Source organism: Acidihalobacter prosperus (assembly GCF_000754095.2).
GTDB lineage: Bacteria > Pseudomonadota > Gammaproteobacteria > DSM-5130 > Acidihalobacteraceae > Acidihalobacter > Acidihalobacter prosperus.
Window position 1 is genome coordinate 359,890 of the sequence record NZ_JQSG02000006.1, and the last position, 24,033, is coordinate 383,922.

Genomic DNA, 24,033 nt, shown 5'->3' on the forward strand with positions numbered 1-24,033 from the left:
TTTAACTTGGTTTTCTCAAAGGATGCAGGCGGCGTGTGTCGCCACCGTTCTTCCAATAACTACCGGTGTCTTTTGTGGGCCAGCCGTGATCTGGACATATAAGCGCATCGGATAATTGCTCAACCAATCGGGCAAATCTGATCCCATCTTCAGGGTACAGCTCGAAAGAAAGCGCATTGAAGTGCGCCCCCAAGACATTTCTCGCTTGGGCAATGGCCTTTAGTTCATCAAGAATCGGCCTAATCGGAAAAGGTATGATGACCTGATCACCGTTGTCATCCTCACCAACGGATTCAACAGACAGCGCATTGAGCAGCTTTCCGTTGACGGCATTCAACAAATCGCTCAGCACATAGGCGTTTCTCGGATTTCTCGGAACAGCGCACCCGTACTTCAAAGTTAAGAAATCAAGGATCGCCTCGAGAATGACACCTGCCTTACCCGTGATAGCCTGAACGTCAGGATCAGGCGTGGCTAAGAGAGCCTTCAATCGTGTGATTTCCGGGGTGGAGCCCGTCAGAGTGATACCATCGCCAAATGACCAGTGTCGCAACTCGACAAACTGACATACCTGATCCGGTTTCAATATGCCCCAACGGAACTTCTCTCGCCAGGGGCGGTAGTGAGTGGTCACAATAGCATGCTGAAACTGCTGACTGATGTCATATATCAGCCCAATGACTCTTTCGACATGCGGTTCGTCCACGCTGCCCAATACGTCATCTAACACGAGAATCTTGGTTTCCGGATTTTCCCGTTCCGCCAATGCCAGAAACACGCACAGACCCAACGTATCCAAGTGCGAATCACTGAAATATGCCTGCGGAGGTGTGCCTGCCTTACCAGCGAATTCAGTGGCTATGTCCAGGGAACCACGTCTTGCTGCATTTAGCGCTAATACAATCTTTTTTAATCCTTCGCCCGGATGGATTTTTTCATATAACTCACCTACTCGAGTGGAGATAACGGCAAGAATTTCATCCGTGTATTGCTTTCGTTCGCGCTCCACAATAGCCAGAACTTCTCGAAGCCGAGGAAGCACTGCTACCAAGTCTTTGGCGACGGTTTCACTCTCTTTGTAGTCGTTCAGTGAACGGCGTAAGGTTTCGATGAAGTTCTTGCTATCCACGCAAGCGTCAGCGGCTTGCTTCCACCCCTCACGCTTTGCTTTGTGAGCATCAAGCCAATCTTTCCATTGATCATCCCCAGAGGGGATGGGAAACGAGGGGATGTCTAAGTCGAAAATCGCTTTGGTATCCGCGCAATAGTTTTCGAGTGACTCAAAGTCACTGCTCGCGTCGCCCCTAAAATCCTCAAGGCGCTGCGTGCTCATTTGCACGGTTCGTTCTGCGTTCGCGACCGCTTCCTTCGCGGTATCGAGTTTGGAGTGAAGTCCTTGCGCCTGAATGCGTCTATTGACCTCCTCAACCAATCCCTCAGCCTTTTCTGCACTTTCGCAAAGTGGACAAACTTCTGGATGCGGATGCTGTGCAAAGTGCAATTGCGCAGCTTTCAGGATACCCAGAACTTCCAAGTAGTCATCCGTTGCATCACTAGTAATTTCATTGAATTTTTCCTTGGAAACCCGTAAAGCAGTCTTCGCAAGCTCAACTTGCTCGTTGAGCCTCTCAAGCTTATCTGGATGTGAAGCAACCTTGTCCCAACAAGAAAGTAAACCGTCAATTGCAGCTTTTCGAAGATCGAGTTCTTTCTGATCTTTTTGGATTTCCGACTGGGCCCATGTGAAAGCATCAGGCGCAGGGCATCCCGCCTGGGCCCAAAAATTTTCAATGGCCTCTTTGTTTGCGCCAAGGCGCGTTGTTGCGGTTTCGTATTCACTTTGCTTGTTGTCGATCAACCTTCTCAGGGCTGTTTCTGAAGCTTCCACGCCGGATACGTCAACAAATTTGCTGATTTCTTTGTAGCGCTCAGCGGGTTGAGCAGCTATCAAACTCAGCACCTGACTACGTCTAAGGACATCAACTTGTGGCTTGAACTGCTCGTTATCTACTACCGCAGTCTTCTTGCCCAACGACAAAGTGCATGTTCCTGCCGAAGTCTCAAGCACAACCTTCACATCGGTATGCGCTTTGCCGACTGACGGCCAGTACGTCCGAGTGGTGCCTCCCACCCCACGTCTGTCTAAAGACCCTACATTGCCATTGCCAAGCAGATCGAGGGCGTCCGAAATTGTTGATTTCCCCGTTCCGTTTTCGCCATAAACGATGGTGAGCTTTCTCCCTTTCTCGAAGTCGAGGATAAATGGCGAAACTGCTCCGCGAAGATTCTCTACCCGCAGGTTGACCAGCGAGGGACTAGTCATCAGTTTCTCCTCGATCCGTTGCTTTTTCCGTTGCAAGAAGCCAGTCCTCTGACTTCATTGTTCCTGCAGCTATCTTGGCCTGGTACTTATTCATATCCTCAGGCAACAGCAGGCCACGCTCTACCAAGAGTGGAGCGATCAACTCAACAAGTTCTTCGGACGGAGATTTCATACGATTCTCACCACTTATTTGCGTAGCGATCTTTCACTGTCGTATTGATGTAGGAGTTCAATCCGCGTCCTTGCACCGCAAGGACTTTCATCCTCTCGACTACTGCCCCGCCTGGACGAGCGGTGTTGTAGAGATATTTGCGACACGCTCCGCTCTTGAAGACCACAAGAATCGAATCCTCAGTTGCCTCAAAAGCAAGAACATTGGAGTTCCCGTTGAGGTTGAGATATGGCGTCATTTCAGCTCCCATTCGATGTCAAATAGTGTCTGTTCATGAACCTGTTGCTGAAGCTGCGATTCCAATTGATCGATCAGTTCGTTGCGTTGAGCTTCCACCTCATCCTGCCGCGCAAACAACTCTCGGCGCAGCTTGCTTCGCTTACCTTCCAGTTCTCGCTGCTTTTTTTGCCATGAGAGCTTTTCTTCCAATGTAGGCGCGACGGCGGCGGTACGGCGCAACTCCTTAATCTCGCGGTCAATATCTTTGATCTCTTGTTCAAGCCCGAGCTTGAGGTCGTCCGCCCAGGCGTCCAGCTTTCGTACTTCCTGTTCGAAGTAGCCGAGGTTGCGCTGGTTCACATCTCGCAAAAGATTGTTCTTGCGCGTTTCTAAGTCGGACGAAAGCACGGCGTCGGCTGTGTTGAATAACCCCGCCTGCTCTTGGGTGGCGGGCAAGCGCAGCAGCTTTTCCGGGTCGTCTTCGACAAGCGTGGTGCCATCGGTGGTGCTGGCCGCGACCAGCAGGTGTTGCTCACGGCTCCCGAGTGTTTCGACTTCGATCAGTTTCACGGTAAGCCACCCTGCTTTGCCGCGGTAGGGCTTCAAGGTGGCAATCTGAGAGCCATAAGCCTCATAGTCGAATACGAGTCGCGCGCCATCCAGTGCGCGAGACTTTGCCTGTTCGGTCAGCCATAGGGCCAACGGGTGATTGACACGGTATAGATGCGCCTCACCAGAACGACGGGGCAGTTCGTAGCGCCCGAGTTCGATACCCGTTGGACCCTTGCCGTCAACGCCGATCGGCAGGCGCTGAAGCCGGAAGCCGCCGGCATCGAAACTCGCGTAGCCGTTCAATTCGGCTTCGGTGAGGTCCATCAGCATCCGCTCGAAGCGGTTGCGTGCGGCGCGACTGTCGTCTGCCTGGACACGGAGCTTTTCCTGCACTTCTTCGTCGAAGTTCTCCAGCAAAATCCGGCGTGTTTTGACCATCGCTTCGTTGATTTCACCGGACAGATCGAGTTGCAGTTGTTCGAAGCTGGCCTTGATCTCGCTAGGTTCGCGGCAGTTGCGATAGATGTCAGCTATACGCCGTTCGAAATCGACGCCGGAGCCGATGGTTCCTAACACTTCGTCACTGGCTCCGAAGACGCCTTCGAAAAGCTGGAACTTGTGCGCGAGCAATTCGTAGACCCGCGCATCGGCTTCGTTGCTGCGGTCGACGAAGTTGACGACGACCACGTCGTGCTTTTGCCCGTAACGATGGCAGCGCCCGATGCGCTGTTCGATCCGTTGCGGATTCCATGGCAGGTCGTAGTTGATAACGAGCGAGCAGAATTGCAGGTTGATGCCCTCGGCACCGGCCTCTGTGGCGATCATGATCTTGCCGCGTTCCTTGAAATGCTCGACCAGGGCCGCACGGGTATCGGCCGTTTTGGAACCGGTGATGCGATCAGTGCCTGCGTGTCGTTGTAGCCAGTCTTTGTATATCGCCTGGGCGCGTGCGTCGCTGTTTGTGCCGTTGAAGAGTGCAATGTCTTCACCGTAGGGCGTGTCCGCCAGTAAGCCGAGCAAGTAATCCTGCGTGCGGCGGGACTCAGTGAAGATTATGGCCTTCTGGGCTGCACCCAGCCGCTCCAATTCAGAGAAGGCGCGGTCCAGCGCGACGAGCAACGCTTTGCCCTTGGCATTGTGCTGAATGCTGGTCGCCAAGGTTTTGAACTGTCGAAGCTCTTCGATCTCTGCGGCGATAGCCTCACGTTCGGCGTGACTAGGTGCGGAGTCCGGAGCCTGGTCGTTCCATTCATCAGCCGTTTCGTCGAGCGATTCGTAGTCTTCATCCAGCACTTCGGACAGGTCGTCCACTTCGGGTGCCTCATCCAGCACCTTCTGTAGACGATTGGCCATAGTCTCCAACGCACCTGCAATCGCATGCGTACTGGACGCCAACAGTTTCCAAAGGACGAGAGAGATCAGCTGGCGCTGTCCGTCTGGCAACGCCTTGAGATTAGGCCGGCGCAGGTAAGCGGCAACGAGCCTGGACAGTTCACGCTCTTCTTCCGAAGGGATGAACTCCTGAACGATGGCCTTGCGTTCCGTGTATGACACGTACGGTTGAACCTGCCTGCGTAACGTGCGTTTGCACACGCTAGCCAGACGTTCACGCAAGCCACTGAAATCCCGGTCCCCGCCCAGCGCAGAGAACTGCACTCGAAAACTGTCCAGGTCACCAAATACCCGGTCATCGATCATGCTCACCAGCCCGTAGAGCTCAAGCAACGAGTTCTGTAGTGGTGTTGCGGTCAGTAGGACTTTGGAATGAACATGAGCAAGCGCATTTCTTAACGTCCTAGCGATGACGTTGCCCGTCTTGTAGACGTTGCGCAGGCGATGAGCTTCGTCGAGCACCACCAGATCCCACGCGATATCTCTGACATCATCGGCTTTAGCCTTTGCAAACTGGTAAGAGCAGATGATCGGGCCATCTGTGGTCTGAAATGGATTACGCCCCTCGTTTTTGCGGATCGCGTTATAGCTTTTGGCTTCGAGAATGAGCCCTTGCAGGCCAAACTTGTCCTGCAGCTCCTGGTGCCACTGCTTGCGCAGGTTGGCTGGGACGATGATCAGCATCTTGCGCCGCCGTTCTGCCCAGCGTTGCATGATGACCAAGCCCGCTTCGATGGTTTTGCCAAGACCCACCTCGTCAGCCAGGATCACTCCGCGGGAAAGTGGGTTCTTGCAGGCGAACAGGGCGGCCTCAACCTGATGCGGGTTGAGGTCGACCTGAGAGTCCACCAAGGTAGACGCCAGGGATTCAACAGTGTCACTGGCCGCTCGGCGAGTAAGCAGCCAGGCGTAGTATTGGCTTTGGAACGGCGTCAGCAGTGTATTCGGCATCAGCGCGCAAACTCCCGATCCGGTCGTTCGGGAGTCGAGTCGGCCAAGTGCCAATCAAACTGAATCACGCTGCCACTATCCTGAATTTGGACGCTTTCGCGATCGGTCGCACATGACGGTTCTCGCGGCGCATTTCGACAATGCCGTAGTTGGACAGCGTTTTCAGCGTGCGCGATAGGTTGCCCTGCTTACGGCCAGTCGCTTCAGCCAGAGCAGAGATCGATTCCGGCTTGGTTTCCATGATGACTTTAAGCAGTGCGCGGTTGTCGTCGCTCAGAACTTCGGCCAGGGAGCGCATGGACGTAAACCAGACCTTGGGCTCGCTAGGCTTTGGCTTGTACTCGCCGCGCGCGATGGCCAGCATCCGCTCTCGAATCTGCTCTTGCGGCATGATGCCGATAACAATCTGTTTCATTGGCTTTCAACCTCTTTCAGTACGCGATCCACGTCTGCAAAAAAATCCGCCAGCAACTGGGCGGCGTCCTGAAACTCGTAGGACACACCTTTGTCAGAGACATGACGATGTTTGTGGTCATGGGCAAGGATGCGCCCCGCATACTTGAACTTCTTCGGCGGTTTGACTGCGTGTGCGTTGTCGTACCCTAAGATCCTCGTTCCATATGGCTCGTGGAGCGTTAGGGAGTAGCGGATGCCATGTGGAACGGCCGGACTCACCTCGACACGCCAAACTTCGAACTTGATCCAGTACCCGCGGCCTTGATCGATGATCTGACCATCCAGGTCTAGCAGGGTATCTATGCCATGATCTGTGCGCATAGTTAACTATATCAACAGTTGATATTAATTGGCATAGTGTTGTTGTCCACATAGGCATCCATGTCCATGCCTACTGTCCGATGATAGGCTCAAACCATCCCCAGCTCCGCCATACTTGAAACCCCGCCGCCAGCAGCAATGAGGTGATCCAAGACGCGCACGTCGACTAGCCCAAGCGCCTCTTTAATCCGCCGTGTGATGGTCTGATCCGCCGCCGAGGGTTCAGGGTTACCGCTGGGGTGATTGTGAGCCAGGATGCATGCAGCCGCGTTATTCGCTAATGCTCGTTTGACGACCTCCCGTGCGTGGACGCTGCATCCGTCAATCGTGCCCGTAAACAGTTCTTCAAAGGCGATCACCCCATGCCGGTTGTCCAGCCATAGGATGGCGAACATCTCATGCTCCCGAGGCGCAAGGCGAAGGCTGATGTACTGCTCGGCCTCCCTGGGGCTGCTGATGACTGTCCCGCGATGCACTCGTTCTGCCAGGATGTTCCGTGCCAGCTCCAGCACGTCGTCGGCGCTGACCGGCCGGGATGCCTGGTAGTTACCTTCTTCGTCACGGGCGAAAGCGCTTGAGTTGCTTGCAGTCTGATTCATCGGTGCTGCTCCTAGCCTTAGTGGCGGTCGGTTTGCGTGGCGTACGCAAACCTGCCGCCCGGCGAGGGCAGGGGTAGCAAGCGTCAAGAGCCGGAGGGGCCGGCTGGCGCGGCCCGCAGCACCGCGAGGACACGGGCTGACCCTGCAGGGCGAAGCGCACCCTTGACGCGCGCGAGGGGCGGCGCCCCTTAGCGGCCTTTGCCGGTCTGCTGGCGCTTTCTGCCGACAGTCCGGCGCTGTTGGGCAAGCGGAAGCGCGCAGCGTAGATGATGTGCGCAGAGGGTTATCGCGCACATGAACGCAGCGGAGTCACGAGAGAGATGTAGCCAAGCGAAAACCGGCTGCCGCCGGCCCCAATGGGCACAGATGGAAGAAGGATGAGTGCCCAGCGAGAATTCACTAAACGCTCACTGAGCACTTATTAACTTAGGTGCGAGCCTCCACAGCCGAATGAGCTGTTCTTGAACCTGAACTAGGCAGGAGGCCGGCGCCATGACATGAAACAGAAACAGGATTTAGCTGTGTTTCCCACAGCCAGATCCGCACACCTTTACTCAATGACAAATGACCAACCCCAAGTCAGTGGGCCATCGAGTTTTTCTTCAGGCAGCTCTGCCATAAACACTCGTGAAATAACTGTAAATGCCCCCGCCAGTCCCTTGCTGAAATGAACCGTCTCGCCGACGCTAGGCGGATGCGCGCCTTCAGGAACGCGGACTATCCACTGCTGCATGTCTGAACCAGAGCCCAACGTGAATCCCCATTGCATAGATAACTCCTTCAAACTTCAGGTCAACTTGCTGAGTATGTAGACGACTAAAACCGTTAGTCTTGATCGACCCGCATGAATAGCGGGGCTAGCAAGTACGTCTAAAGGGGGGGGATAAATCGGTTTCATCACCAATCCTCCATCGTCATGACTATTTCGTCTTCCTGCTCCTGCATCGCCTGGGCGACCATGTCTTGTTGCTCTGAGCCGCTCATCGCTTGGGCTTCCTCCAGCCCGGACTGCTCGACCACATAGTCCAGGGTTGTCTCTTTTTGCCTGCTGGCGCTCATCGCCGACACCAAATCACGCATCTCAGCCAGCCGCGGGTCGCTTGCTGGCCGCCCGTCAATGCCCAGAACATTGCACGCGTGCTGATCCAGCCAGGCTCGACATGCTGCAAATGAGTCGTCGCATTCGGGCGGCAACTCGACGAATTGCTCCGCGGCAATTGTCTGGGCCAGACCCCGCATTTTTTCTGTTGGCGGCAGCTGCTCAGCCGCGTCGCGCAGCTGCTGCCTAGTCGCTATGATCTCGGCCGTTTGCCGCATACGGCTCATCTGTACATAGATGCTTTCGCGGCTGGTCATGCTGCCGCCCGCGAGCGCCACGACTCTATCAACCGTGGCGCCTTGGGCTGCATAAGTCGTAACGGCGTAGCCATGCCGGAGCTGGCTGTACTCCGCTGGATCGATTGCCACGCGCTCACCAGTGCGGTCGAGACGGACGAGGATCCGCAAGCCTTCTTGCGTGTAGTTGATTCGATCGACGGTTACCAGATCGCCATTCTTCAGGCCTGTTGCTCGGTCGTTTTTCTTCGCAAGCAATCGATCACCTTCGGCGACCTGAAGTCGACCGGCTGGCCGCCCTTCCCTGTCACGCACCTGAATAACGACTTCATTGGTTAGTTTGTGCTCGGCCGACATCCGAGCGCGCGCCGCCTGATTCAGTGCCTGGACCTCCACATTGGTTGAGGCCATTAATAACGTTTCTGACTCACCCACCACGGCTGAGTGGTGTACCCAGCGGTCCACGGTGCGATCGATTGCTGCTCGCTGATCGTCCTCGACATAGACCAAGTCGCGATCGAGAAATTTGGTGATCGCGGCGGCCGCCTCGCCGCGACTGAATTCCTCGACGGCTACTTTGGCCCATTCGGCTTTCTGACGACGAATCTCTGAGATTCGTGCCGAATCGCGTTCGGCGAGATGCCTGAAAACCCCGCCGGCCGAAACTGCCTGAAGCTGCTTGTGATCACCCACCATGACCACGCGGCATCCGGCGATGGCGGCGTGTTGCATGATCCTGTGCATGGTCCGTGAGTCGACCATGCCGGCCTCATCAATCACGAGAACGTCGGTGCTGGAGAGAACCTCTCGCGGTGGATGAACCTCGTCTGTATCCTCATTGACCGACGGTTCCAGGGCTATTAGCAGACCGGCAATCGTGCGGCTTTTAATCCCACTGCCCTCTTGCAGACCCGCTGCGGCCTTTCCGGAAATTGCACAACCAAGCACTCGCTGACTATTGCTTTCCCAGGCCATGCGCGCTGCCAGCATCGCAGTGGATTTGCCGGCGCCAGCATCTCCGACAATGACCCGGAAGGCGCCATCGCTTTGGGTCGCATAGCGGACAGCGGCCTGTTGCTCGGTAGACAGGGCAAAGCCCTTTTCAGCAGCAAATCGATCCAACGCGGAGTCCACTAATGCGCTCGGCACAACGTGGTGGGTTTCTGCGCTGCGGGCCTCGGCGGCGGTGATGATCTTGCGCTCCTGACGGTACAGTGCACGCGAGGTGTAGCGGACAGCCCCAGTCTCAGGATGCACCATGCGTAGGATCTCGCTGCTCCGCATGACTAGGTCTACGTGCTCACGGATAGTGTCTAACTGAAGCCCGCGGTGTTGGGCGGCGACAGCAACGGTCCGCCAAATATGGCGGCTCTCGATCACCGCATCCAAGGCTGTAGCCTTGGTCAGCAACTCTTCGGGGTTCGGCATAGGGCCGATGTCTTTGGGCTCTACTTTGGCGGTCAGCGTCTGATCGGCCGAGAAGCCCATTTCGGACGCTTCCTCCTGCCAACGCGCGTGCAGAAGCTCGGCATCGAGATCTTTGGCTTTACTCACCCGGGTGCTGAGGGCGGCCAGCTCGCTAGCTTTGGCGGAGCCTTCCATACCAACTTCGGAAAGCGCTGCCTCAATCTGCTCACGGCGTTTGCTGAAATACCGACACACATCATCGGGCACGCCACATACCTTGAATGAATCACCGTCGGCAGCCACTTGGTAACCCAGCTCGGCCATGCCGGCAGCTAGCTCGGCCCTATATATGGCGCCTAGAGCCATTTTCCAACGATATAGCTCAAGGGGATCAATCCCGCCCCAGGTTCCATCCTGCCTCATGGCCAAGTTGTGAAGAAATGCATGCGTGTGAAGCTGCGGGTCTTGCTCACGGCTTGTGCCATGCCGAAAAAGACCTATGAGTAACTTCGCCGACTCATACTCTCTGCCGCCCTTACCACGACGGGCTAGCGAAAACTCTTGCTCAATATGTGAAAGCGCACTCTCTACCGCATGATCATGCGTACGCTGGATCTCCATGCGACGCGTGACGTCAGCCAAACCCCAGAGGACGGATACGGATTTCGGTGCACTGAACGTAGCGTCCCATCCGGCTCGGTGCGCGGACCCCGCTCCCTGTACCAAGTCCTGGCCACTCGGGGACCGGCCCTCGGCCGCCATAACAAACATGTCAGCCTTGACCTCTCCGATCAGACCCAGCGCAGCGGCGCCCGCCCCGAACCATTGACCGCCTCCTTCGGACGCGTAGTACTCATCCGCGCGCCCCCGCTCATCGCGCATGTGCGTGTAATAGTTGACTGCTTCGCCGGCGCTCCCACGGCTGCTGATGCTTAGCATTATCGGACCTCCATCTGGTCAGCGGGCTCGGAACTGGAACGGAGACGAAATTTCCGACGTCGGGACATGGCGGTGGACGGTTGCGATGCAGTTGGAGCTTCGGTCACTTGCTGAAGCTGCTCGGCTTCCTCGTCGGCCGAAATCTTCGTAGAGCCATGTTGTGCCTCGGCCATCCGCTGTTCGGATTTGGCGGATGCGCCTCCGACCGACTTGGGCGGCGGAGCAGGTTGGGTGGGAGCGGGACATGGCCTGGCCTTGCCCGCCTTCTTTGATTTGAGCGATTGGGTCCACAGGGCCGGCAGATGGCTTTTGGTGACGTTCCGCCATTGGCTACTAGGCCACCACAGCCGAAACACGTAATCGGGACCGGTCAACAGCAGCGCATCAATCCCTGGGCGAAACCAACGGCGACGAAACCCGAGTCCGCTAAACTCATGGGGGTAGACAACATATGATTCGGCATGCTGTTCGGTGGCCGTTATGGAGTTCGTCTGATGCGCAATAACCCCCGGCGTGCCGCTTTGGCTCTGAGTGCGGCGGGTGATCAGTTGGCGTCCTACGTAATCCGCTGCCCAGGTAGCGTCCTCATCCCGACATTTCCCTAACAAAACTGTGCTGAAGAGACCTGGCAGGTTGACGTTCCGGTACCGCTCAAAGTGCTTCGTCTGCTGTGTGGCGAAGAAGCAGCAAATTCCCTTTGATCGCCCAGTCTCCAAAAACTTCTCGATACCATCGATAGTGCCGAGTTGTGCAAACTCGTCCAACATTAGCCACACTCGGCGAGAGCGAGAGTCTTCTAGTTCACTGACTTCGGCTACGAGCGCCTGAATAATTGCCCCATTCACCGCTTCCGCGAGCTGTTTGTAGTTTCCAGACCCCTGCAGTATCACGACGCGTGGGCCGCACTCACCGCGGATCCATTCACGGGCGCTCCATGCCCGAAAATTCTTTCGGCTTCGCGCCTCCTGCTCTGCCACAGCGAGTCCACGCAGCAGAGGGGCAACCTGCGTTTTGAGGTTCGACAGAAAGCTGGCCGTGGGATTGGAGGCCGGGTTCTCGGCTATATCTGCGTCGGGATTGCCCTCCAGAGCCACAGCGCGCATCTCAGCGAACGGCTGCAGAATTGCGGCACGTAGATCGGCCCACCCCCAATTTATGCCCTCGTTCTTTTTCCGATTTGCCAGATACACCAACAGGCCAGTCAGGATCGCCGCCGCACCGTCGGCAAAGATCGCGTTTCTTCCATCTGCCGGAGGTACTAGCCGAGAGGCCAATTCTTGCGCGGCGATTTCCGAATCGATGTCCTCGGCAACCGCCCAAATGACCGTGCGCCTGTCCCATAGGGCGTGCAGAATCGCCCCCTTGGCCTCGGGTTGGCTCAGAATTCGAGCAGTGTACTCACGCTTGGGATCGTGGATGACCAAGCGACTCGCTGGCTCATCACGTAGGATTGATGTGACAAGCCATTCCTCGACGGTGGTCTTGCCACTACCTTGACCGCCAATAAATAAAATGGATTCAGACTCGCGTAGGCGGCTGATCTGCAGCTGCGGGTGAATCCGAACACCGGCTCCGCCTGCACGACACTCAGCTCTCATTTCTCGCTGTGCGGAGCGCATCGCTGTACGGCCGATCAGCAGCCAACGGCCGCGGAGAGGGCGAACATCCACAGAACCAACCCGCACGCCCGATATGATGGCCACCATCAGTCCAGCGAATGCTCCGGCGCCAGAGCATAACCACCACCATTTCGCGTAGACAGACAGCCATCTTCTTGCCGAGTCTGGGTCGGCTGAGTAACCCACCACAGCTGAGATAACATGCCTCGTAAGCGAAGGGAGGTTCTCGGGTGTGAGCGACCAAACAACTACGACCATCAGTTCGTGAAATGAAACTGGATAGAGCCAACCCCGCGGATAGAGACTGCTGGCGTATCCCACGTAGAGCGCTGCCACAGCCAAAGCGGGGATAAACAGCAACCCCAAAATCGAAATTGAGAGAAGAGTGAGAGGGTAGTCACGGTCCATTTATGTCTCACTCCGCGATCAGGTCAGCGATGATTTTCTGTGCGGACGCTTCAATTTTTTTTGCCAGTCGAGCTTCCATGGCTGCCAGCCTGTTTTCCTGAGCGTTAGTCCCGAGCCCGTCATTAATAAGACTTCGCATAGCATCCGAAAACGTCGTGCCGTCGCGTTCAGCTCGATTCATTATCTGTTGATGAATGCTTTCTGGAAGCCGCACTGCTGTATTGATGGTCCGCATTCTTGCCCTCTTCTTTTCCTTTGCCAAAAAGGTCATTTATTTGCGTTAGATTCGATGTAAACGGCGTTGACACGCGATTTAATAAGGGCGTCGTTGGCAATTAAACCGCCACCCGTATAACGCCGCGTAAACATGTTGACGCGCCATAGCCAAAGGCAAAAAAGCTCGGGAAATGCTACTGATCACACCGAGGGTGAGTCGGGTGTGGATAGAAAACGTGCTGCTGCCAAGACACTCTTTGGGATACTGCCGCAAGAACGACACTTGCCACGACCGGATCTCCGGATACTCATCGTGATGCTCCTGGCGTGGCAGTAGAACTGGTGAGAAGAGGATGGTGCGGCGCGAGCATTCGGAGCTCATCCAACTCTTTGCCCGCGAGTTCGGGTCGACCCAACGATTGGAAGTGCACTATCGCGCTCGCCAGCTCGCGAACACGGACGCGCTTCGAGTCAAGATCGGGTTCAGCAGCAGAATTTCTGGCGGCAGCGACCTTCAGCCCAAGCTCGGGAGTGGGTTGGTCAGTCATCCACCGTTGCGCCGTCGCGCGCAGCCAACCGAGACGGTTGGGGATTTTCCGACCAGCGGCGACTGCCCCCGCTAGTTCATCAAGGAGCGCCTGATGCAGACATATCGGCAGCTTGCACAGCAGGGACGAGAGCCCGTCACGCTCAGGTCCTGTCAGAATCGATGGGAAGATCAGTTCCTGCCGATCGTCATCATTACCACTACCACCGCCCTGCCCTTGATTGCTAACTGGAGGGGTGGTTGTGGTAGTAGCATTTGGTCGTAGTGGTATATGAGATGACACGGATGATGTCACTTCACCCCCGACACCAGTGTCAGGATTCGGAGTGACATCCCAGGTTTCAGGGGTGACGCCTGCGACAGCGGCGACATTCATGACGTCACCACTCAGCGTCTGCAGTAAATCAACGCGAACGTGATAGATAGAGCGATGTCCGGGGCGGTGTGTGATTGTCAGCCATCCCCGACTCGCCAGGTCGCTCAGGACTCTTTGAGTCTGCCGCTTGCCTCGTCGGATCCGCTTGGCAAGGCGTGAGACCGTCGCGCGGCGGTAGATGACCACCCCGTCGTCGTCCGCCCAATCGGCTAGCGCCAGCATCGCGATCAAGAGTGTTCCATCGACTGCCCGCCCCGCATCCCAGACGGCAAGTTGTGCGCGGATGCTCACGCGGCATCTCCGTGCTGCGGTTGGTCAGCATCTAGTTCGACAGCATCTCCAAACGCGATTACCTCTGCGACCACAGCCGCGGGAAAATAAACTCTCCGCCCCATCCGCACTCTCGAGTCTGCCAATCGTCGTGCCCATGGATATCGTTCCCTCCGGCGGGGACTGGCGAGGGTGACTTTCAGGGTGCCTACTGACTTCCTAAGCTCGCGAGCGGTTTCGGTTAGTAACAGCAGTTCTCCATAACTAGCTCGCAGGCGATTCGCAATTCCTTCGACATCCGGTCTTGTGTGTGTTCGGTGCATTACTGATGCCCTCGTTTAACTATCTGAGGGCACTTTGGCGGTTGCGGTAACCAGAAAGTAGTCGTAACTTCATCGCATGGGTTATGAAACAATCCACCGGCAACTTTTCCGAGCCCCACGCCAAAAGGCGCTCACTCCGCAGGTAGTGGCGCAGCGGGTGATGAGACTGCTGCCTCGTGGTCAGTATCCGCGAGGACGCAAGATGGCGCGAAGCATCGCCAAGATCCGGCGAGAGGTAAGCTGGAGCAAGTTAGATCGCCTCAGCGAGCAGATCGAACGGGAAAGTCAGATCCTCCACGGGATCGGGAGTCCAGCCCCCGATGTGGGTGACTTAGTCGAGGCATTGATCTGGCGCGGCTGGCCATACTCGGATGATGCGCAGAGCCCCTCCGCTCGGCAGTTGTGTAGCTACTGCCATCGCCCGTCTGTAGGTGTAACTTCGCCTCCTGGAGGCCTCGGGCTAAAAGCGAAAGTATGCGCCCACCATATAGCTCGCACCCCGGGAGCACAACGGGCTGCGCGGCTCACACGATGGGCTGGAGGAGTGATATCACTTCATGACAAAGTTTTAAACGAGGTGGTGAGGCTGAGAGGGGAATTAAGTGAACCTGCCACCGAGCAGGCAACCATCCAAAAACTAGAAGCAGTGCTGGCGGGGGCCAGCATTGACCGAGTTACCCTGGCGTGGTGGAAGCGATTGCCCGACCTGGAGTTGCCGATCCGGATTTCGGCACATCTAGCAGTAGAGGCTGAGTACCGTCGATGGGTGACTGAGTCCCGAATTGAGGGAGGTAAGCGCGGCGGCGCCAAGGGTGGTCGACCAAGGATGATGGACGACGATAAAGTATCTCGGGCCCAACTTATGATGAGCAGCGGCTCCAGCCTAAGACAAGCGGCACGAGGGGTAGGCATGTCGCCATCGTCTCTGTCTCGGCGGCTCCGCGCGGCGGTACAGTAGCGGTACAGTCCCTAGTTCCTCTCAACTCACCTAAATTGATGTAACCTAATGATATTAAAGAGAGATTTATAAGTTTTAGCGTTTCCTGAAGTTACGGCCAGTTACCCAGCTTATCCGTAACTTATTGATTTTAAATACAACTCATAATCCCTTGGTCCTCGGTTCGAGTCCGAGCGGGCCCACCATCACCTTCTCCCGACATCACACATCCATCACGCGAGCGACCGTCTCCTTGTCGTCGATGATGGGGTATTGGTCTTCGGCAGGGAGGTTATAGTGCCACCATTCGTGGGGCTGGTGGCACCAGCCGGCGGCGGTCATGAGGCCCAGCAGCAGCGCGCGGTTGCGCTGGGTGTCGGGGGGAATGTCCAGACGGCCATGGTAGGACTGTTCGCGCATGTCGTCGAAGCCGGTTCCCATCGCCAGCGCTTGGCCATCGGCGCCTGCCAGTGTGAGATCGACGGCGATGCCGCGACTGTGGGTGGAACCGATGCGCGGGTCGGCGACGAAGGTTGCGTCGGGCAGCGTTTCCCACAGACGCCATTGGGCAGCCGGCGGCCGATAGGCGTCGTAGACGATCAGTCGGCAGTCGAGCGCCGCGGCGAGGTCGGCGGCGCGCATCAATGCGTCATGGGCCTCCGGGTGCAGCAGCGCAGCGGGACGGGCGTAGATCGGGTGGCCCGTGATGTTGTCGGCGGTCGCGTAGCGCAAGTCGATGGCGATCGCGGGATGGTCGATGGCGAACAAGTCCGTTCCTCCTGTGGTGGTCTCGGTCCTGGCCGGCTCAGCGCGCTGCGCGGAAGCGATGGCAGCGCACGGCCCATGTCGGCGTGTCGACCACTGTCGATAATTCCTGAGGGCGTTCGCAACCGGCTTGCGCGTGTGGGCAGCGTTCGCGAAAGAAGCAGCCCGACGGTAGCCTGCGATTGGAGGGCAGTTCAACGTTCTCCGGCGGACGCTCCGCCGCGGCACCACCGTCGACGCGGGGCACCGATTCGCACAGCAGGCGCGTGTAGGGATGGCGCGGGCCGTCGAGCACGGCGCCGGCCGGGCCGATTTCCACGATCTGTCCGAGATACATCACGGCCACCCGGTCGGCCATGTGACGGACGACGGAAACGTCGTGCGAGATGAGCACATAGGTCAGGCGGCGCCGCTGACGCAGGTCGAGCAGCAGGTTGAGTATCTGCGCCTGCACCGATACATCGAGCGCCGATGTGGGTTCGTCGAGCACGATGATATCGGGTTCGGAGGATAGCGCGCGGGCAATCGCGATGCGTTGGCGCTGGCCACCGGAGAATTCGTGGGCATACCGGTCGACATGCTCCGCGCGCAGGCCGACCTGCTCGGCCAGCGTTGCAGCCATCCGGCGCAGCACGCGCGTCGGCAAGCGCTGGCGCAGGAACACTGGCTCGGTGATGATGCGCCAGACACGCATGCGCGGGTCGAGTGAGGCATTGGGGTCCTGGAACACGATCTGCGCGGGTCTTTTGTCCGCATGCGCATGCACATGCGCGCCGCCGACCTGCACACGACCGCTACTGGGGGTCAGCAGCCCGGTCAACACCTGCGCGAGCGTGCTCTTGCCGCAACCGGATTCGCCGACGATGCCCAAGGTCTCGCCCTGGGCGACCTCAAGATCGATGCCGTTGAGCGCATGCACGTATTCGCGCGCGCGGCCCAGCCAGTCGCGGCGCAGCGGGAAACGCACGCGCAGTTCCTCGACACGCAGCGGGATGTCGGACGTCGCGTCCTCGTTCATGCTTCCTCCTGCCCATCGACCAGCCAGCACGCGACGGCGTGCGACGGCGCACGTTCGAGCACCCGCATCGGCGGACGCCGGGCGCACACCGGCTGCGCCTCCGCGCAGCGCGGGGCATAGGCGCAACCCGCGGGCGGGTCGCGCAGATCGGGCACGCTGCCGGGAATCGCGTCCAGCGGCGCGCCGGCGGTCGCGCGCTCCGGCAGAGCGGCCAGCAGCGCGCGGGTGTAGGGATGTGCCGGTGACGACAGGACCTCGCGCGTGCCCCCGGATTCGACCACGCGGCCGGCATACATGACGTAGACGCGATCGGTGTATTGCGCGACCACGCCCATGTCGTGGGTGATCAGCATGACAGCGGCGCCCGCCTGACGCGCGCGTTCGCGCAGCAGGCCGAGCACCTGGCGCTGTACGGTGACATCGAGCGCGGTGGTCGGCTCGTCGGCGATGACGATGGCCGGGTCGCCGGAGAAGGCCAGGGCGATGAGCACGCGCTGGCGCATGCCACCGGATAGCTCGAAGGGATAACGGCGCAGCACTTCGTCGGCGTCGGCGATTCGCATTTCGCCCAGCAGGCGTGCCGCCTCCGTGCGTGCCGCGGACCGGGACAGCAGCCGCCGGCGGCGGATCACCTCGATCATCTGGCTACCGATGCGGCGCGTCGGATTCAGCGCCGTGAGCGGCTCCTGGAAGATCATCGCGGCGCGTTGCCCACGCATGGTCACAAGCGTGCTCTCGGAGGCATTCAGTACGTCCGTGTCCAGCAGGGTGATGCGGCCACTGCGCACCCGGTAGTCCTGCCTCGGCAGCAGCCCCATGGCCAGCAGCGAGGTCACCGATTTGCCGCAGCCCGATTCGCCGACCACGCCCACCATTTCCCCCTGCGCGACGTTCAGATTCACGCCGTCGAGCGCGCGCACCGCACCGCCGTAGACCGGGAACTCCATGCTCAGATCTTCGATCTCCAGCACGGCCACCTTGTGCTGCGCCATGTTCAACGCCCCCTCTGGCGCGGATCGAGCAGATCGCGCAGGCCGTCGCCCAGCAGATTGAAGGCGGCCGCGGTGCACAGGATGGCGGCGCCCGGGAAGGCCGAGTACCACCACTGGTCGAGAATGTAATTACGCCCGGTGGCGACCATGGCGCCCCATTCCGGCGTCGGCGGTTGCGCGCCCAGGCCGATGAAACTCAGCGCCGAGGCCATCAGGATGGCATTGCCGATATCCAGCGTCGCCTGCACGATGATCGGCGGCATGGCGTTGGCGGCGATATGCCAGCGCAGCAGCTGCCAGGGTTTGGCGCCGAACACGCGCGCCGCGCGCACGTAGCCGCTCTCGCGCAGACCCAGCGTCTGGCCGCGGGCCAACCGCACATAGGCGGGAATGCGCACCAGGGCGATGGCCAGCATGGCGTTCCACAGGCTCGGACCCAGCGCGGCGGCGAGCGCCAGCGTCAGCACCAGCGAAGGCACCGACATAACCACATCCATCAGGCGCATCACCGTCGTGTCGATCCAGCGCCCGATCACACCGGCAAGCGCGCCGACCACGCTGCCGATGCCGGCTGAAATCGCGACCACGAAAAAGCCGACACCGATGGAAATACGGCCACCATAGAGCACGCGGGCGAAGATGTCGCGGCCGACTTCGTCGGTACCGAACCAGTGCGCCCAAGACGGCGCGGCCAGCCGCGCCGCCAGATCGATGCGATCCGGGTCGACGTTCAACAAGGCCGGCAACAACAGGACGGCGAACAGGATGACGGCGATCATGCCTGCGCCCAGCAAGGTCAGAGGGCTGCGCCGCAGCCGGTATGCGAGATAGCCCCATCGCGTGACGGCGATGCGGCGCGCGGGCATCGGCTCGGGTACGGACATCAGCCGACCTCCGTGATCCGCGGGTCGAGTGCCAGATAGGCCAGGTCGACCGCCAGATTGACGAGCACATAAGCGAATGACACCACGAGCGTGAAGCCCATCACGGCGGGAAAGTCGAGCGCCTGGATCGAGGCGACGACATAGTTGCCCATGCCCGGCCAGGCAAAGATGGTCTCGGTGAGCACGGCGCCGTAGAGCAGGTCGCCAAAGGCGAGACCCAGCACGGTCACCGAAGGAATCAACGCGTTGGGCAGCGCGTGACCGAGAATCACCCGCCGGCGCGACAGCCCGCCGGCGCGCGCGGTGCGCACGTAGTCCTCGCCCAGCTGATCAAGCATGGCCGAACGGATCTGGCGCGCGATGATGCCGACGTTCACGAAGCCCAAAGTGAACGCCGGCAGGGCGATGTGACGCAGGCTGCTCCAGAAGGCCGCGGCGTTGCCCTCCAGCAGCGAGTCGACCAGGTAGAAGCCGGTGATCGTTCGCGGCGGCACCATCAGCGCACTGATGCGCCCGCCGCCGGGAAACCAGCCGAGGTGACCGTAAAACACCGCAATCAACACCAGCCCGAGCCAGAAGGCAGGCGCGGAAATGCCGGTGACGGCCAGCACGCGGGCCACATGGTCGATCGGACGGTCGCGCCATACCGCGGAGGCGACGCCCAGGGGCACACCGATCAGCACGGCGAACAACAGGGCCGTGACCACCAGTTCCAGCGTGGCGGGAAAGAAGGCGGCGATGTCCTGCGCCACCGGCCGGCCGGTGCGGATCGACACGCCGAGATTGCCGTGGGCGAGCTCCTCGACATAACGTGCGTACTGCTGCCATAGCGGCAGGTCCAGTCCGAGCTGATGACGGATGTGCGCCACCACTGCGGACGACGCGTGCGGACCCGCGATCAGCCGCGCGGGATCGCCGGGAATCAGATGGGAAATCACGAAGGTCACCAGCGACACGCCGAACACCACCAGCAGCAAAAACAGCAAGCGTTTGCGGATGACTCTCAAAAAGGTCATGGGTACGTCTGCTCAAGACCGTGCGTACGAACAACCGGCATCGCCGGCCCGGGGGCGACGGGCGGCGGACAGCCACCGCCCGTCGCATGACGACATCAGTGCGACTTCGACATCTCGGCGATGTTGTAGATCTGCTCCAGCATCGGATTGAACACAAAGCCCTTCACGTCCTTGCGCATGGCGATCTGCGAGTTCTTCTGGAACAGGTACACATATGCCGCATCCTGTACCGCGATCCGCTGCGCCTTCCGATACAGGCGCAGACGTTCGGCATGGGTGGCGGCGACCGCGGCCTTGCGCACCAGTTGATCGACCTCCGGATTGGCATAAAACGAGCGATTGCCCGCCAGACCACCGTTGGCCGAATCGAACCAATAGTTCATGAACATATAGGGATCGGCGAAATCCGGGCTCCAGTTGCCGATCGCGATGTCGAAATCGCCCTTGCCGAGCCGGTCGCGGTAGGTCGCGTTGGCGAAATTCTCGAGCTTCACGGCAATGCCGGCGTCCGCCAGATTGGCCTGCACCGCCAGCGCGATGGTCGCCCAGTTCGGATCGGCGTCGGAATAGTCGAAGCGCAGCTTGAGATCCGATGCGCCGGCCTCCTTGAGCAGGACGCGCGCCTTGGCGACGTCGCGCGTCGCGGGCTTTAGAGAAGGATCGTAGCCCCACATGCCATCAGGAATCGGCGCCCCCATCGGCTTGCCCTCGCCGTTCAGTATGCCGGCGATAATGGCCCTGGCATCCACCGCATCGATGATCGCGCGCCGTACCGCCACCTTGTCCAGCGGCGGGCGTTTGTTGTTCAGATACAGGTAGGTCACCTTGAGGCTCGGATACTCGCGCACGCTGACGCCTGGCGTGCCGGCCTTCTTGATCGCATTGAGCTGGTCGGCAGGCAGGTTTTCGGCGATGTCGAGGTCGCCGCGTTCAAGCTGCAGACGCCGCGCCGAGGCGTCCGGCACGATCTTGACCACCACCTCCGCGAAATGCGGCTTCGGACCGGCATAGTGAGCGTTGGGCGTCATGATCAGGCTCTGCCCTTTCTGCCAGCTGCGCAGCTGGTAGGCCCCGCTGCCGGCGGTATGTTCGGCAAGCCAGCCTTGCGCCATGTCGCCGTTCACCTGATGCACCATCACCTTGGGATTGATGATCGCCGCACCATCGTTGGCCAGGGTGTACAGGAAGGGCGCGAAAGGCTGCTTGAGGCGGAAACGGACGGTATGCGGGCCGATCACCATCACCGAGGCGAGATTGTGGAACGGTTCCGCCGGCCCCTTGCCGAGCTTGAGCAGCCGGTCGAAGGAAAATTTCACCGCCGAGGCGTCGACCGGACTGCCGTCCGCGAAGCGCTCGCCCGATTTGAGCTCGAACGTCCAGGTCAGTTTGTTCTTCGACACCTTCCAGGAACGCGCCAGCTGGCCGACCACCTGCGTGCTGCCTTTGCCGCCGATCGTCTCGTAGCGCACCAGCCGCTGATACGCCGGGTAAGTCACCGTCCAGTCGTTGTTGTCCATGGTCACGTCCGGGTCCAGCGTCTGCGGGTCGGCCGCCTTGCCGATCACCAGCACATTCGCCGGCGTCGCGGCAAACGCGCGCACGCCCGCCAGCGACAACACCGCCAGCCCGACGGCCAGCACCCGTACCCATTTGCGTCTTGTCATTGCCTCAACTCCCATAGGTTGATTACGGTTGCCACTGACCCGGTCTGCGCCGGACTTCATTTCGAATATTGGCCGAACCACTCCTGTGCCTCCGACAGCAGCTCCATGTGCTCGCGCACACGCTGCTCGCCGTAGGCGTCGATCACATCCTGCTCCAACAGGCTCAGACTGAAATGAATCCCCGTGTCCGAGCGAAAAAAAAGCGGCGTGGCGGACGGCAGCGCGACCACGTGCGGTGTGATGTCCGCCGCCCAGTCGCAGAACTCGTCGCAGAACACGACCACCTCGACGCCGCGCGCGCGCGCCGCCCTTGCCAGTACCGGGCCGTTGCGCGCGTAGCGGAAGATATCCATGATCAACAGCGCGCGGCGCGGCGCGGGGTCGGTCAGCAAGCCGGCGTAGGCGCCGTCTGCGCCGTCGATTTCATGCACCCCGGGACGCACATAGCCCAACCGCATGGCGAAACCGCGGGCCAGATAACCCATGGTCTGGAAACCGGTTACGTAGACGCTGTCGGCCCCGGCCACCGCCTCGACGATCCGCTGCCACTGCGGCTGACTTCGCACCTCGAAGGCTCGGCGGATAGCCGCGATGCCGCTTTGCAGCACGGCATCTCCGCCCGCGGGCGGCTTGGATTCGCGAAACAGATCGAAGCGATTGCCGATCCGGCTCAGCTCCGGGCCGTATACTTGGCGTTTGAGCTTGCGCCTTGCCGCCGCGGCATTTTCGTAGCCGAGTTTTTTGAAGAACCGGGTTACGGTCATCGGGCTGACGCCCACCCGCTCGGCGATCGCGCGGCTGGTGTCGACCAGCAGGGCGTCCGGATTGGCCGTCAGATAGGCCGCCACCCGCTTCTCCAGTTTGGTGAAACTGGCGTCGTGTCCGACCTCGGCGCCGATCCAGTCCATTCGACCCGCCTCCGCATCCCGGCTAATCGTATGGGCTTATGATCCTTCCAAATCATAAGCAAGTCAAATGTTAGAAAAATAACATTTTGCGGCGCTTACCGATGGCGCGCATCGAATCGATTGGCATGCGGCAAGAAAGCACCCATACTCGAAGTTGTATTCCTGCTGGCGGGTTGACGCGGCCAGCCCTTCACCTGGCGAGAACGGATGTCGCTTGAAGTCCTGATTGGGCGCCAGCCCATCTACAACACCCAGCTGGGCGTGGATGCCTACGAGCTGCTGTTCAGGGGCAGCGGTCCGACAGCCGCCGACACGGCCACCGCGCACGTCGTGGTAAACGCCTTTCAGGAGTTCGGCATCGAGCAGCTGGCCGGTTCGCGTCGGGTCGGCATCAATCTGAGCCCGCAATTGTTCGAAATCGCCCACGAGCTGCCATTGCCCCCGCAGCGCGTCATATTCGACATTCCGCCTGCTTTAGGCCACCCGCAGCACCTGCCGCAGCTGCGCCGCCTTGCCGCCATGGGCTATACCCTGGCGCTCGACGACGGCCGCTACGACCCGGCGCATTCGGAGCTGTATGCGCTGGCCCACATGGTCAAGCTCGATATCAGGGCCATCGCGCCGGAGCGCCTGTCCGCCGACATGGCCGCACTCAGACGTCACGACTTGCAGTTGCTCGCCCTGCGTATCGAAACACTCGCGGAATTCGAGCGCTTCCGGGATCTGGGCTTCGATTATTTCCAGGGCTATTTCCTGAGCCGGCCGCGGGTCATCCGGCATGGCGCCAGCCTGCCGCCCAACAAGGTCGCGTTGCTGCGCCTGTTCGCGATCATTCACGATCCGGCCACCGAAACTCACGAGATCGAGCGCGCAATTGCTGCCGATCCCATCCTCAGCTACAAGCTGCTGCGCCTGATCAATTCGGCCTTTTTCAATCTGCCGCGCCCCGTCACCGCGCTCAAGGACACCATCCTGCTGCTGGGCCGTCAGAGGCTGGCCACCTGGTGCACTCTGCTTGCACTGACCCAGCTCAGCGACAAACCTTCCGCGGTATTCGTCATCGCCCTGGCCAGAGCGCGCATGTGCGAACTGCTGGGCGAAGCCACCAGCGGGATCGTGGCCGGAGACGGCTTCATCGTAGGGCTGCTCTCCGCGCTCGACATCCTGCTCGATCGGCCGTTGCCGCAGGTGATCTCGCCGCTGCCGCTGTCCGAAGATATCAAGCGCGCCATTCTCGAACACCAGGGCGCGCTCGGGCGTTACCTGGAGGTGGTACTGAACTACGAACTCAGCCAGTGGCGACGTGTCGGACGCACCGACATCCCGGCTTCGCTGTTGACCCGAGCCCGACTCGACGCACTCGACTGGGCGGATTCCGTGCTCAAGCTGACCGGCAGCACGCCCCCTCCCCGTCTTGCCTGAGG

At 59.6% G+C, this 24,033-nt stretch carries 20 protein-coding genes; 1 reads left to right on the forward strand and 19 read right to left on the reverse strand.

Annotated elements, in window-relative coordinates; all coding sequences use genetic code 11:
* Position 1 precedes the first annotated feature (1 nt).
* The 19 genes from THPRO_RS16390 to THPRO_RS12490 form a co-directional block, all read right to left on the reverse strand.
* Positions 2 to 2,323 (reverse strand): AAA family ATPase, encoded by a 2,322-nt coding sequence (locus tag THPRO_RS16390; RefSeq protein ID WP_145930854.1) that lies wholly within the window; start codon positions 2,321 to 2,323, stop codon positions 2 to 4.
* Positions 2,316 to 2,495 carry a hypothetical protein gene (locus THPRO_RS16815; protein WP_145930855.1) on the reverse strand — a complete coding sequence of 60 codons (180 nt, stop codon included), beginning with the start codon at positions 2,493 to 2,495 and terminating at the stop codon, positions 2,316 to 2,318. The genes THPRO_RS16390 and THPRO_RS16815 overlap by 8 nt, the downstream gene beginning before the upstream one ends.
* Positions 2,496 to 2,502: 7 nt before the next feature.
* Complete coding sequence (locus THPRO_RS16395; RefSeq protein ID WP_082954639.1) at positions 2,503 to 2,733, reverse strand: hypothetical protein; 231 nt, start codon at positions 2,731 to 2,733, stop codon at positions 2,503 to 2,505.
* Positions 2,730 to 5,609 (reverse strand): SNF2-related protein, encoded by a 2,880-nt coding sequence (locus THPRO_RS12420; RefSeq protein WP_038090077.1) that lies wholly within the window; start codon positions 5,607 to 5,609, stop codon positions 2,730 to 2,732. Before THPRO_RS12420 ends, THPRO_RS16395 begins: the two co-directional genes overlap by 4 nt.
* 64 nt (positions 5,610 to 5,673) lie before the next feature.
* Positions 5,674 to 6,024 carry an HVO_A0114 family putative DNA-binding protein gene (locus tag THPRO_RS12425; RefSeq protein WP_038090082.1) on the reverse strand — a complete coding sequence of 117 codons (351 nt, stop codon included), beginning with the start codon at positions 6,022 to 6,024 and terminating at the stop codon, positions 5,674 to 5,676.
* Positions 6,021 to 6,386 (reverse strand): toxin-antitoxin system TumE family protein, encoded by a 366-nt coding sequence (locus THPRO_RS12430; RefSeq protein WP_065089705.1) that lies wholly within the window; start codon positions 6,384 to 6,386, stop codon positions 6,021 to 6,023. The genes THPRO_RS12425 and THPRO_RS12430 overlap by 4 nt, the downstream gene beginning before the upstream one ends.
* An 89-nt stretch (positions 6,387 to 6,475) precedes the next feature.
* On the reverse strand, positions 6,476 to 6,985 hold the full coding sequence (gene radC / locus THPRO_RS12435; protein ID WP_038090085.1) for a RadC family protein: 510 nt from the start codon (positions 6,983 to 6,985) through the stop codon (positions 6,476 to 6,478).
* Positions 6,986 to 7,535: 550 nt separating this feature from the next.
* Positions 7,536 to 7,754: a hypothetical protein gene (locus THPRO_RS16820; RefSeq protein ID WP_145930856.1), complete on the reverse strand. Its 219-nt coding sequence runs from the start codon at positions 7,752 to 7,754 to the stop codon at positions 7,536 to 7,538.
* A 128-nt stretch (positions 7,755 to 7,882) separates the two neighbouring features.
* Positions 7,883 to 10,666: a MobF family relaxase gene (mobF, locus tag THPRO_RS12440; protein WP_065089706.1), complete on the reverse strand. Its 2,784-nt coding sequence runs from the start codon at positions 10,664 to 10,666 to the stop codon at positions 7,883 to 7,885.
* Positions 10,666 to 12,693: a type IV secretion system DNA-binding domain-containing protein gene (locus tag THPRO_RS12445; protein ID WP_082954640.1), complete on the reverse strand. Its 2,028-nt coding sequence runs from the start codon at positions 12,691 to 12,693 to the stop codon at positions 10,666 to 10,668. The genes mobF and THPRO_RS12445 overlap by 1 nt, the downstream gene beginning before the upstream one ends.
* Before the next feature lie 7 nt (positions 12,694 to 12,700).
* A complete protein-coding gene (locus THPRO_RS12450; protein WP_038090098.1) occupies positions 12,701 to 12,964 on the reverse strand; it encodes a hypothetical protein in 264 nt (87 codons plus the stop codon).
* A gap of 253 nt (positions 12,965 to 13,217) precedes the next feature.
* A complete protein-coding gene (locus tag THPRO_RS16825) occupies positions 13,218 to 14,123 on the reverse strand; it encodes a hypothetical protein (RefSeq protein WP_145930857.1) in 906 nt (301 codons plus the stop codon).
* A 1,461-nt stretch (positions 14,124 to 15,584) separates the two neighbouring features.
* Entirely contained in the window at positions 15,585 to 16,130 is a 546-nt protein-coding gene (gene ddpX, locus THPRO_RS12460; RefSeq protein WP_038090103.1) for a D-alanyl-D-alanine dipeptidase, read from the reverse strand.
* 37 nt (positions 16,131 to 16,167) lie between these two features.
* Complete coding sequence (locus tag THPRO_RS12465; RefSeq protein WP_038090105.1) at positions 16,168 to 17,145, reverse strand: oligopeptide/dipeptide ABC transporter ATP-binding protein; 978 nt, start codon at positions 17,143 to 17,145, stop codon at positions 16,168 to 16,170.
* Positions 17,142 to 18,137 carry an ABC transporter ATP-binding protein gene (locus THPRO_RS12470; protein WP_038090108.1) on the reverse strand — a complete coding sequence of 332 codons (996 nt, stop codon included), beginning with the start codon at positions 18,135 to 18,137 and terminating at the stop codon, positions 17,142 to 17,144. Before THPRO_RS12470 ends, THPRO_RS12465 begins: the two co-directional genes overlap by 4 nt.
* A 2-nt stretch (positions 18,138 to 18,139) precedes the next feature.
* Positions 18,140 to 19,021, reverse strand: coding sequence for a D,D-dipeptide ABC transporter permease (gene ddpC, locus THPRO_RS12475; RefSeq protein WP_038090113.1), 882 nt, complete (start codon positions 19,019 to 19,021; stop codon positions 18,140 to 18,142).
* On the reverse strand, positions 19,021 to 20,037 hold the full coding sequence (locus THPRO_RS12480) for an ABC transporter permease (RefSeq protein ID WP_038090115.1): 1,017 nt from the start codon (positions 20,035 to 20,037) through the stop codon (positions 19,021 to 19,023). The genes ddpC and THPRO_RS12480 overlap by 1 nt, the downstream gene beginning before the upstream one ends.
* 95 nt (positions 20,038 to 20,132) lie before the next feature.
* Positions 20,133 to 21,701 (reverse strand): ABC transporter substrate-binding protein, encoded by a 1,569-nt coding sequence (locus tag THPRO_RS12485; RefSeq protein ID WP_145930858.1) that lies wholly within the window; start codon positions 21,699 to 21,701, stop codon positions 20,133 to 20,135.
* A 56-nt stretch (positions 21,702 to 21,757) separates the two neighbouring features.
* Entirely contained in the window at positions 21,758 to 22,609 is an 852-nt protein-coding gene (locus THPRO_RS12490) for a MurR/RpiR family transcriptional regulator (protein ID WP_038090123.1), read from the reverse strand.
* Between the two features lie 207 nt (positions 22,610 to 22,816).
* Here THPRO_RS12490 and THPRO_RS12495 point away from each other — a divergent pair, with 207 nt between their 5' ends.
* Entirely contained in the window at positions 22,817 to 24,031 is a 1,215-nt protein-coding gene (locus tag THPRO_RS12495) for an EAL and HDOD domain-containing protein (protein ID WP_052064346.1), read from the forward strand.
* Positions 24,032 to 24,033: the final 2 nt, after the last annotated feature.